This window comes from Mucilaginibacter sp. L196, from assembly GCF_009765905.1.
Lineage (GTDB): Bacteria > Bacteroidota > Bacteroidia > Sphingobacteriales > Sphingobacteriaceae > Mucilaginibacter.
This window is the reverse complement of record NZ_LMUO01000019.1, coordinates 286833-298264: the sequence shown is the minus strand read 5'-3', so window position 1 is coordinate 298264 and position 11432 is coordinate 286833. Positions and strand designations below refer to the sequence as shown.

Below are 11432 nucleotides of genomic sequence, written 5' to 3'. Positions count from 1 at the left end.
GAGTTTCAATGATCAAAACCGTAAGCGAACGGGTATTATTCCGCAAAGATACGCTTTTTTATTGGCAACAGGCATAATCACATGTTTGTGAAACATATATGCTTCATTTTGATATTACTTTATTTATATTGAGCAACCTAAAGTTTGTAAATAATGGAGCCTGATTTTATCACCTATCAACGATTTAATGATATAGCTTTGGCTAACAACCTTGCCGATATTTTACAACGGCATAACATTACATATACCATTGAGGAGGAGTCGTTAACGTTTAATCCCACATTTGTATTGAATAATGAACTGGCAAACGAATACGCCGTTAAAATAAAAAGCGAGGATTTTGAACAGGTTAATCAGCTTTTAGTTGAAGAAGAAACCACGAATATTGATGAGGTTGAAGCAGATTATTATTTATTCAAATTTACCAACGACGAATTAATAGATTTAATAACCAAAGCCGATGAATGGAGTGCTTTTGATTATCTGCTAGCCCAAAAAATACTTACCGAGCGCGGCATTACGATAAATGATAAATACCTGGCAGAGCTTAAGGAAAAAAGAATTGAGGAGTTAAAAGAGCCCGAAACCCCGCAAACCATCTGGATTGTTGTAGGCTACATGGCGGCTTTTTTGGGTGGCATATTAGGCATTTTTATAGGCTGGCATTTGCTTTCATCCAAAAAAACATTACCTAATGGCGAAAAGGTTTATGATTACAATGATCATGATCGCAAACATGGCAGAAACATATTCTATCTGTCAATTATAATATTTGCCATTGCTGTGGGAATAAAAGTATTTGTGGATTATAATTATTAATGAGTTGGAGGTATGAGTCAGGTTTTTAAATTTTGAATTAAAACGGGCGTTTCCCTGTAGGCCGGGTCATCCGCTCATACGCCTGCTGGCCTTAGGCCAATGTCATTAAGTTAAGGGGGCGCCAAGCATATAGCCCCCTCTAAATCTCCCCCGGAAGGGGAGACTTTAGCTTCGCCCGCGTTTGTTTTTTTAAGTCCTCCCTACCGGGGAGGATTTAGGTGGGGCTTAACTTAATGACATTGGGCCTTAGGCGAGGGCTGGTATCCGTTGCTACCCCTAACGCGAAAAGATGAACCGTGATGATTAATACTTACGAAGTTTTTGAAACTTCGTAAGTATAACAGATTTCAGATCATCCTAGAAGAATGTGTGGAACTAAACAATCAAGTCTTTTATCTTATCATTCCAGACTATTAATGCTTCAAATAACTCCTTTTTAACTTCAATCATTAATTCCTCATTTGACTTATCTTTTACCCAATCAACTTTAGCAGCTAACAAATCTTCATAGGTGTGATAAATGCCATATACTTCGTCAAAGAAAATACTATCGTAAACGTGTTGTTTATTCTCACTATTAAAATCGTACTTACCAATCGCAGTATTTATAATTTCATAAACTCCATGGTAAACATCAGCTTTATCATTTATTATTTGTTCAGCTAACGCAGCTGCATATTGTAATGCGGCTTGTCTATTATCCGGAATAATAAGCCCTAATTCATTAAGAGTTAATTTAAAGCATTTGTCGGCCTCGTAAGAATCTTCTATGTCTTCTAAACCAGCAAGTATATGTAATGATGGAGAATCATAACCCTCCTTCATACCTATGTAAGCAAATTCAGCCATTTCACCTGTTGGTATGTTCCCGGTTATGTATTTGGATATTAATTGTTTAAAATACATATGCTTATATACTATTCCTCAACAACCAAATGCCTTTTTTCTTCTCTCCGCTTTAAATAAGAATCAACCAAGATAATTCCCATCCCCGCCATAATCGACATATCGGCAACATTAAACACACCCGTTTGGAAGATTATAAAATCAATATGCATAAAATCGGTTACAGAGCCATGTAATACACGGTCGTAAAGGTTACCCACGCCACCGCCAATAACCATAATAATACCCAGTAAGGTATTTTTGGTAATATCTGTTTTAATGATGATATAAACCAGGGCGCCTAATAACGCTAATAAAGGTAATCCCATCAACAGTACGTATTTAACCGGGCCACCAAGATTATCGCCCATACTTAAAAATGCGCCTGTATTCTCCGTTTTTTCCAACGTTACGTGGTTAGCTAAAAAACCGATAACCTTATTATCGGGCAAATCCTTACGCGCTATGGATTTAGAAACCTGGTCGCAACCGATATTAAAGGCCAGTATGATGATGATGATAGAAGCTCTTACAAACTTATTTGATTTCATGGGGGCAAAGATAACACGATTATGGGATTTTGAGGATTAGGTTGATTTTTGTCTGAACCTTGATTTGCCTGATTTTAGGATTAAAGGATTTACCTGTATTACTTAAAAATCAAGGCAATCCATAAATCCTAAAAATCAAGGTTCAGACAAAGAAATCAAGCAAATCATGGTTCAGACAAAAGCCCCGATAAACGGGGCTTTCAATTATATTATTAACTTAATCAACTGCTCACGCAGCTAAGTCAATTAGCGTTTTTTGTAGTATTTAAAATCCTTACCAATGAATCTGGCGTTTTCGCCTAATTCTTCTTCTATACGAAGCAATTGGTTGTATTTAGCGATCCTGTCTGAACGTGAAGCTGAACCGGTTTTAATCTGACCGCAATTTAATGCTACTGCCAAATCAGCAATGGTGCTGTCTTCAGTCTCGCCAGAGCGGTGACTCATTACAGTAGTATAACCATTAGTTTGTGCTAAAGTTACCGCGTTAATGGTTTCAGTTAATGAACCGATCTGGTTAACCTTTACCAATATAGAGTTAGCGATATCTTCATTGATACCTCTTTGTAAACGTTTGGTGTTGGTTACGAATAAATCGTCACCAACTAACTGAACTTTATCGCCCAATTTCTCGGTTAACAATTTCCAGCCAGCCCAATCATCCTCGTGCATACCATCTTCAATAGAGATAACAGGATATTTAGCTACTAATTCAGCCAAATAATCTGCCTGTTGAGCGCTGGTACGGATAGCACCTTTTTCGCCTTCAAATTTAGTGTAATCGTATTTACCGTCTTTGTAAAACTCAGAAGCAGCACAATCAAACGCGATGAAAATATCAACACCTGGTTTGTAACCTGCTTTTTCAATCGCTTTTAAAATGGTTTCAACGCCATCTTCGGTACCTTCAAATTTGGGTGCGAAACCACCTTCATCACCTACCGCGGTTGAAAGACCACGGTCATGTAATATTTTTTTCAGGGTGTGGAATACTTCAGTCCCCCAACGCAATGCTTCAGAGAATGATGGAGCGCCAACCGGCATGATCATAAATTCCTGGAACGCGATAGGCGCATCTGAGTGTGAACCACCGTTAACGATGTTCATCATTGGGATAGGTAAAGTGTTAGCGTTTACACCACCAATGTAGCGGTATAAAGGCTGGCGGCTTTCCTGCGCGGCAGCTTTAGCAGCAGCTAATGAAACACCTAAAATAGCGTTAGCACCAAGTTTACCTTTATTTTCAGTACCGTCTAATTCGATCATTATTTTGTCGATAGTACCCTGATCGAATACATCAACACCTTGTAATTCTTTAGCTATAATATCATTTACGTTGGCAACGGCTTTTAAAACGCCCTTACCCATGTAAACAGCTTTGTCGTTATCACGAAGTTCAACAGCCTCGTGGATACCCGTTGATGCACCTGATGGTACAGCAGCACGGCCAAAGGCGCCATTTTCAGTTAATACATCTACCTCGATGGTAGGATTGCCGCGCGAATCTAAAATTTGGCGGGCATGGACATCAATTATTAAGCTCATTTTCAGTAAATTAATTTGATAAATACATAGTGTAAGCAATACACCAGGTTTATATACTTTTCAAATATACACTTTCAAATAAAACTCAGGCAAAATAAATAAAGATTAACGTTAAATTAACATGGGAGGAATGTCTGAACCGGAATTTATAGAATTAAAGAATTTACGGAATGTGGTGTGGTAAATCATTTGCTCTCGCAGGGTCTCTCGGAAACTTTAATCTTGCCCCGCGAACTGAAATGCGCCTGTTTTTTTATCGATATAACCAAATTGGCTGTTGTTATAACCAATCCCGATCTCTTCGATTTCGCTATTTCGTGATTTTTGGAATTGAAAATAAACTATGACTGGTCGTTTAAACCTATATTCGGGTAGTTTTTTATCAACTGAAGGGTCAGTTTTCCATAATTGTTTTCCGCGTTTATCAATTGCCTTAACGTAAATCCTGTTACTATCCACAATAAACCTTATCCCTGTTTTAATATCAACCAACGTGTCGGATTTAATATTATTCGATTCTCTATACTGACCAATATAGGACTGTCCATGTGAAATGAACGAACAAGAAAATACAAATAGTAATGCTATAATTAGGATTGGTTTCATATCTGTTTCTTTACTCTAAGATAGTAATTCATCCTATAAATCAAAAAAATCACCCAAATTCAGGTTCAGATAATTTTTCGCTTCAAAAAGAAGCAATAATATTTTGTTGTTTATCAATATTATACTATCATTACTCCACCAATTAAAACTTATAAAAATGCATCGAACTGATCACAGGTTTAGTTTTGTATAACCATCAAAATATTTTCGTTCAACAATCATAAATATAAACCCATTACAAATACCCATATGTCAACATCAAAAAATGATCAAAAAATTTTAGGCAGGCGGAATTTTTTAAAATCAGCCGGCTTAACGGCAGCCGGTTTATCTGTAGCTCCTGCACTTATTTCATTTAAAAATCCTGTAGAGGCGGCGCTAGCAAATATCAGCGAACGCAGTTTTCCTGAAGGATTTTTGTGGGGAACAGCCACCGCAGCCTACCAGGTTGAGGGAGCGGTAAACGAAGATGGCCGCGGCACCACCATATGGGATACTTTTTCACACATCCCCGGCAAGGTTAAGAATAATGATACCGGCGATGTTGCCTGCGATATGTACCACCGCTACCCATCTGACATTAAGTTAATGAAGGATATGAATGTAAAAATATTCCGTTTCTCGGTTGCTTGGTCGCGTATTTTTCCGGATGGCACCGGCACACCAAATCAAAAAGGGATAGATTTTTATAAACGATTAACAGACGACCTGCTGGCAAACGACATCCAGCCTTTTGCAACTTTATACCATTGGGACCTGCCACAAGCCCTGCACGATAAATACAAAGGCTGGGAATCTCGCGAGACAGCAAAGGCATTTGGTGACTATGCGGGCTTTATTTCCAAACAACTGGGCGACAGGGTTAAGCATTATTTTACCCTTAACGAAATGAGCACCTTTGTTGAGCTGGGTTATGGCAATGGTATATTTGCACCCGGCTTACAATTACCGCAAGCCGGCCTTAACCAGGTGCGCCACCATGCGGTATTGGCTCACGGCCTTGCTGTACAGGCTATACGGGCAAATGCGCCTTCGGGGACTAAGATAGGGCTTGCGGAAAACCTAAGTGTACCGGTGCCAATAATTGATACACCGGAAAACATCAAAGCTGCAGAAATTGCTATGCGGGAGGAGAACGCAGGTTACCTCACCGTGGTAATGGAAGGAAAGTACACCGATAAGTTTCTGAAAAGAACTGGTGCCGATGCGCCAAAGTTTACCGAAGAAGACCTGAAGATCATCAGTTCGCCATTGGATTTTGTGGGGATAAATGTATACAACCCCGCAGGTTATGTACAGGCTGCCGATAATGAAGATGGCTATAAAACATTGCCATTTGCTAAGTCGCAACCGCGGAGCACTTCGGCATGGCAGGTATTGGGTCCGGAATCACTATACTGGGCACCAAAAAATGTACACAAGCTATGGGGCGTAAGGGAATTATATATTACCGAGAACGGCACTAGCGGAACAGATGAATTAACCCCTGACAAGCATATTTACGATACCGACAGGGTATCATTTATGCGCAACTACCTTACACAGTTGCAAAAAGCCACCGCCGAAGGTGTACCGGTAAAAGGTTATTTTTATTGGAGCCTAATGGATAATTTTGAATGGACCAGCGGCTATGGTACCCGTTTCGGTTTATATTATGTAGATTATAAAACGCTGGAACGCATCCCGAAAGAAAGCGCCGCATACTTTAAAGTATTGGCGAGGGATAACAAGGTGGTGTAAGGATGATATGTCTGAACCAGGATTTAAGGGATTTGTGGGACTATCCTAAAATCCCAAAAATCCGTTAAATCCTGGTTCACCCTACTCCCACTTAAACGCCTTAACCGCCACCGCGTAAATACCGATGCCCCAAAGCAACAGGTAAAACAATTGATGACTCACATCCCATAGGTTTGCACCTTCGAAAGCTACCTGGCGCATGGCATCATTCAGGAAAGTTAATGGCAACACCTTACATATAGGCTGTAACCAAGTTGGGAAAACAGTTATAGAGAAAAACGTGCCCGACAATAAAAACTGCGGTAAAGTAACCAAATTAGCAATCGGCGGTACGGTGCTTTCATTTTTGGCGATACCGGATACCGTAAAGCCGAAACCCATAAATACCACCACCCCAATAAAGGATAATATCAGCATATTAATAAAAGTGACAAAGCCATGTATCAGTGTAAAACCAAAAGCAAATCGCCCGATCAATAATATAAATGCCGCACCTATCAGCGCGAAGGTGATCCTCGCCAAGGCCTCGCCTACAACAATACTGTAACGCTTAACCGGGGTAGCAAAAAAGCGTTTAATAACCAGCGTTTGGCGCAGACTTAAAAACACGAATGCCGTACCAAACACACCGGTACTCAGCAGCGAAAAGCCTAATTGTCCCGGTAAAATAAAGTCGATTGTTTTATAGGCACGAACGGTTACGGTGGTTTCTTTTAACTCAGCTAGTGCAGGTGGCGCGTTTTTCGCCATTGCAGCATTCATCTTAAACAAAATACCACTTACTAACGAGTTCAATATCTTCCCTTTTTCCTGCGAAGCGCTAGTATACTGCACATTCACCGTAAAAGGTGGCGATTGTGGCTTACCCTGTAGCGGGGCATAAACGGGCCAGCTAGTAGCGTTTTTAGTGATATTCAGAATAGCGTCCAAGTGTCCTTTAGCCAGATCCTTGTTCATCTGTTCTGCAGTTTCATTAGTTACCAAATGAATAACACCTGAACCTTGTAAAGCTTTGTATATCGGGTTATTTACATCACTGCCTTTAGCCACGCCCAAATCAACAGTTATACCGCCGCCGCCAATAAAGCCGAACACCAAAATAAATATCAATGGAAACAAAAGCGTAAATATCACCGCCGAAGGGCTGCGCAATATCGATCGGAAACTGGCCTTGGCAATAGCCAGGGTCGCATTAAAATTACTATATGGTTTGTTCATTGGTCATTGTGTCATTAGAGCCTCACCCTAAATCCCTCTCCGGTAGAGAGGGACTTTTAAAAATTAAAGTCTAATAAAAGTCTCCCCTACCGGGGGAGATTTAGAGGGGGCTGGGGGCTACTTACCCTTCTCTCCACTCCTTACCTGTCAAATTAATAAATACGTCTTCCAGGTTGGCTAGCTTCACTTCTTTCTTACGCTCGAAACCGGTGGCAACCAGTTTATCAATAAAATTATCAGGTGTATCAATATCTATAATGCGGCCGCCATCAACAAAGGCAACACGGTCACATAGTATTTCGGCTTCATCCATGTAGTGCGTGGTGATTACCACGGTAGTTCCACTATCGCGAATTTCTTTGATCAAATCCCACAAATTACGGCGCGCTTGCGGATCAAGCCCTGTAGTTGGCTCATCCAAAAATATAATACGGGGATCGTTTATTAAAGTAGTAGCGATAGAAAACCGCTGTTTTTGTCCACCCGAAAGCTCTTTGTATTTAGCTTTGGCTTTATCGGTTAAGGCAACCTTTTCCAGCATCTCCATAGGTGTTTTATTAACGCCATATAAGCCCGAGAACAGCTCAATTAATTCAGAAAGATTTAAGTTAGGATAATATCCCGCTGCCTGCAACTGCACGCCAATGCGTTTCTTGATACTGGCGGCATCCTTCTCAATATCAAAACCATCAACGGTAATAGTGCCGGATGTTTTGTCGCGCAGGGTTTCAATAATTTCTAAAGTGGTAGTCTTCCCGGCCCCGTTCGGGCCAAGCAGCCCGAAGATCTCGCCCTCGTAAACTTCAAAACTAATATCCTTTACGGCATTAAAGTCGCCGTAGTTTTTTACCAGGTTATTTACGGTAATAATGGGTTGTTTAGCCATGGCGCAAAAATGCGATAGATTAATGATATAACCAACACTGCCCCCTCTAAATCTCCCCCGGTAGGGGAGACTTTGACTTTATGCTTATAAAAGCCCTCCCTTCCGGGGAGGGTTTGGGTGGGGCTTGCTTAATACCAATTAAACAAAACCGCAGCCACAATGCGAAACAGATTTATTTGCAGATAATTGTAAAAGGTAGTAATCCGTTCCATATGCCTTATTATTTTACCAGGTGCCCCATTGTAAGCAATATCGAATGCAACTGTTCCGCCGCATGTACAGCGAAATTTATTAAATGAATAGTGAGTAGCTTTTCCATTGTGTTTATTGTTTATGATTCAAAAATGCACATACAACGTCCTCACCGTTAGCGCTAATTGGGGAGGCTTGAAAAACTGTCGGTGAATGGCGGAAATTTGCCGATGAATGTTTCTATCTCCCACTTGTCATTCTGAGCGGAGCGAAGAATCTGTAAAGTAGTTTACACCCGTACAGATTCTTCGCTCCGCTCAGAATGACAATTCTTTTTTACATCTTTATATTATTAACACTAATACCAATACCATGAAAAAGCTCCTCCTATACAGCACCTGCATAATCGCCCTCACCGCCTGCCATACCAAAAACACCCAACCCGTTACCGATTCCGCAGCCGTTTATACCGTACCTGACGATGAAGCTATCACCCAAGCCGTACATGATGCCTATGCATCTGTAACCTTTAAAAAAGGCGATACACCGAATTACGAAGCCATCAAAACGCACTTTATCCCGCAGGCACAACTGATCAATTACGGCTCTGATACAACGCAGGTATTTACCATTAATCAGTTTGTTTACCTGTATCGCTCATTTGTAGAAGCTGATACCGTTTATGCTTATAGCGAAAAAGAAATCTTCGGAAAAAACGAGCAATTCGGCAAAATAGCCCAGCGCATCAGTAGCTATACGTCAGCAACCAACAGCAAAAAGAAAGATAGTACCGAAACAGGTGTAAACAGTTTTCAACTCATCAAAACACCAACCGGCTGGAAGGTATCAAGCATTATTTGGGATGTAGAAAAGAAAGGATTGAAAGTGCCGGGGTATTATTTAGGGAAATGAAAGCAACAACCCATCACCACGCGTCATTGCGAGGTACGAAGCAATCTCTATACTGTACAGACTATACGGCTTACCTTTCTCTGGTATTGCTGCGCTAAGCGTCACTTTCTTTTTGGCCGTCAAAAAGAAAGTAACCAAAGAAAAACTCCCGGCTGCGCCTGCCTCTGTTAGTTCTTGTAGTTGGGTCTATGCTATCCGAGCCAGACGATGCCGATTTTCGCGGTGACGTCTGGACAGTGCTTTTATTTTGTCTGAACCTTGATTTATAGGATTAAAAGATTTCCTTGATTTGACTTGCATTTTCAGGTCATCCTTAAATCAGGAAAATCATGGTTAAGACAAGAAATAGTTACTCTGTATAGCATAGAGATTGCTTCGTACCTCGCAATGACGTTAAACAAAAAAGGTCAGGATTTAATCCTGACCTTTCTATCATATAATATATGAATCTCTTAATTCATCAACTTAATAAAGTCATCAAACAAGTACCTGCTATCATGTGGGCCGGGAGATGATTCCGGGTGGTATTGTACCGAGAATGCTTTTTTATCTTTTACACGTATTCCCTCAATCGACTGGTCGTTCAAGTTAACGTGGGTAATCTCAACTTTGTCTGATGCCCTTACCGCTTCAGGCACTACGCCAAAACCGTGGTTTTGTGAAGTAACCTCGCAATGGTTAATAATGATATTTTTTACCGGGTGGTTTAATCCGCGGTGACCGTTAAACATTTTTTGGGTTGGGATATCGTTAGCCAAAGCCAATAACTGGTGACCTAAACATATCCCGAACATTGGTTTACCTGCCGCCAATATCTCTTTCACCGTATCAATAGCGTAAGGCATAGCCGACGGGTCGCCGGGACCATTTGAGATGAAGTAACCCGATGGCGAAAAATCCTTTTCCATTTCTTCGAATGTTGTTTTTGCAGGATAAACCTTAGCATATACATCACGATCATCAAAATTGCGCAGGATGTTTTTCTTAACACCTAAGTCAAGCACCGCTACACGGTATTTAGCGTTCTCATCACCAAAAGTATAGGTTTCTTTGGTAGATACTTGTGAAGATAGCTCCAAACCATCCATTGATGGCACCAGGTCTAACTTAGCTTTTAGCTCTTCAATATCAGTAATTTCTGATGAGATAATCGCGTTCATCGCACCTTTATCGCGTATATGGCGAACCAGCTGACGGGTATCAATATCGCTGATACCTACGATGTTCTGCTGTTGGAAATAATCCTGTATGCTTTCGTTAGCCTGTTTACGGCTGTAGTTAATATTGTAGTTTTTACAAACCAAACCGGCAATCTGTATCTGCCCCGATTCAACTTCAGCATCAGCAATACCGTAATTACCGATATGCGCGTTGGTGGCCACCATAATCTGACCGAAATACGATGGGTCAGTAAAAATTTCCTGGTAGCCGGTCATGCCGGTATTAAAGCATATTTCGCCGGTAGTAGTACCAATTTTTCCGGCAGCTTTGCCATAAAACACAGTTCCGTCAGCCAGTAATAATACAGCCGGTAGTTGGGTGAAGTAAGTCATTTGTTAAAAAAATAGAATGATTAATGGGTTGGTTAGCCCTTCGACTAAGCTCAGGATGACAAGCCCCTTTTAAGGATGCAGAAATGAAGTAAGAAACTTCTTTTTTCACGCTGCAAAAGTATGATTTTATTTTGGGGTTTAAAAGAGTGATTTTGAATTTTATTGTAATTGGATTATCAGAAATTGATGAGGATTTGGGCATTGCCTGCGGCCCGGGCTTTGCACTCATACTACACGAGGCATTAAGCGCGAGGGCCGGTATCCGTTGCAATCCCTAATGCGGGCCCTATGTCATTCTGAGCACAGCGAAGAATCTATCGACAGACTCACCATTTTGCAGATTAGCGGATAGATGCTTCGTTCCTCAGCATGACAAGTTTATTAAGAGTGCACTGTTTCAAAGTGAAACAAAATTCTGCGAACCTCTGTATTTTTCTTTGTGAACTCTGTGATAAAACAATTCATAAGTATTCCCAAACCACACAAAAACACTCAATTTTCCATCAAAAAACAGCGAAAAATCAA

11 protein-coding genes are annotated in these 11432 nt (G+C 40.7%); 4 read left to right on the top strand and 7 right to left on the bottom strand.

Annotated elements, in window-relative coordinates:
- Window positions 1-153 precede the first annotated feature (153 nt).
- Window positions 154-819, top strand: coding sequence for a hypothetical protein (locus GSQ74_RS17815; protein ID WP_158995576.1), 666 nt, complete (start codon window positions 154-156; stop codon window positions 817-819).
- A 375-nt stretch (window positions 820-1194) separates the two neighbouring features.
- Here GSQ74_RS17815 and GSQ74_RS17810 read toward each other — a convergent pair whose 3' ends face one another.
- The 4 genes from GSQ74_RS17810 to GSQ74_RS17795 all read right to left on the bottom strand — a co-directional run bounded on the left by GSQ74_RS17810 (window position 1195) and on the right by GSQ74_RS17795 (window position 4406).
- Window positions 1195-1725: a hypothetical protein gene (locus GSQ74_RS17810; protein WP_158995575.1), complete on the bottom strand. Its 531-nt coding sequence runs from the start codon at window positions 1723-1725 to the stop codon at window positions 1195-1197.
- An 11-nt stretch (window positions 1726-1736) separates the two neighbouring features.
- On the bottom strand, window positions 1737-2255 hold the full coding sequence (lspA, locus tag GSQ74_RS17805) for a signal peptidase II (RefSeq protein ID WP_158995574.1): 519 nt from the start codon (window positions 2253-2255) through the stop codon (window positions 1737-1739).
- Window positions 2256-2501: 246 nt separating this feature from the next.
- Window positions 2502-3800 (bottom strand): phosphopyruvate hydratase, encoded by a 1299-nt coding sequence (gene eno / locus GSQ74_RS17800; protein ID WP_158995573.1) that lies wholly within the window; start codon window positions 3798-3800, stop codon window positions 2502-2504.
- Between the two features lie 216 nt (window positions 3801-4016).
- Window positions 4017-4406 (bottom strand): hypothetical protein, encoded by a 390-nt coding sequence (locus tag GSQ74_RS17795; protein ID WP_158995572.1) that lies wholly within the window; start codon window positions 4404-4406, stop codon window positions 4017-4019.
- A 249-nt stretch (window positions 4407-4655) separates the two neighbouring features.
- On the opposite strand from GSQ74_RS17795, the gene GSQ74_RS17790 reads away from it, so the two are divergent.
- A complete protein-coding gene (locus GSQ74_RS17790; protein ID WP_158995571.1) occupies window positions 4656-6146 on the top strand; it encodes a GH1 family beta-glucosidase in 1491 nt (496 codons plus the stop codon).
- Between the two features lie 81 nt (window positions 6147-6227).
- Here GSQ74_RS17790 and GSQ74_RS17785 read toward each other — a convergent pair whose 3' ends face one another.
- Both GSQ74_RS17785 and GSQ74_RS17780 read right to left on the bottom strand, forming a co-directional pair.
- On the bottom strand, window positions 6228-7364 hold the full coding sequence (locus GSQ74_RS17785; protein WP_158995570.1) for an ABC transporter permease: 1137 nt from the start codon (window positions 7362-7364) through the stop codon (window positions 6228-6230).
- 121 nt (window positions 7365-7485) lie between these two features.
- Complete coding sequence (locus tag GSQ74_RS17780) at window positions 7486-8250, bottom strand: ABC transporter ATP-binding protein (protein WP_158995569.1); 765 nt, start codon at window positions 8248-8250, stop codon at window positions 7486-7488.
- A 564-nt stretch (window positions 8251-8814) separates the two neighbouring features.
- On the opposite strand from GSQ74_RS17780, the gene GSQ74_RS17775 reads away from it, so the two are divergent.
- Entirely contained in the window at window positions 8815-9354 is a 540-nt protein-coding gene (locus GSQ74_RS17775; RefSeq protein WP_158995568.1) for a hypothetical protein, read from the top strand.
- Window positions 9355-9806: 452 nt separating this feature from the next.
- Here the strand turns inward: GSQ74_RS17775 and carA are convergent, their stop codons facing one another.
- Window positions 9807-10907 carry a glutamine-hydrolyzing carbamoyl-phosphate synthase small subunit gene (gene carA / locus GSQ74_RS17770; protein WP_158995567.1) on the bottom strand — a complete coding sequence of 367 codons (1101 nt, stop codon included), beginning with the start codon at window positions 10905-10907 and terminating at the stop codon, window positions 9807-9809.
- Between the two features lie 152 nt (window positions 10908-11059).
- Between carA and GSQ74_RS22915 the strand changes: the two genes are divergently transcribed.
- Window positions 11060-11185 carry a hypothetical protein gene (locus GSQ74_RS22915; protein WP_256366310.1) on the top strand — a complete coding sequence of 42 codons (126 nt, stop codon included), beginning with the start codon at window positions 11060-11062 and terminating at the stop codon, window positions 11183-11185.
- Window positions 11186-11432: the final 247 nt, after the last annotated feature.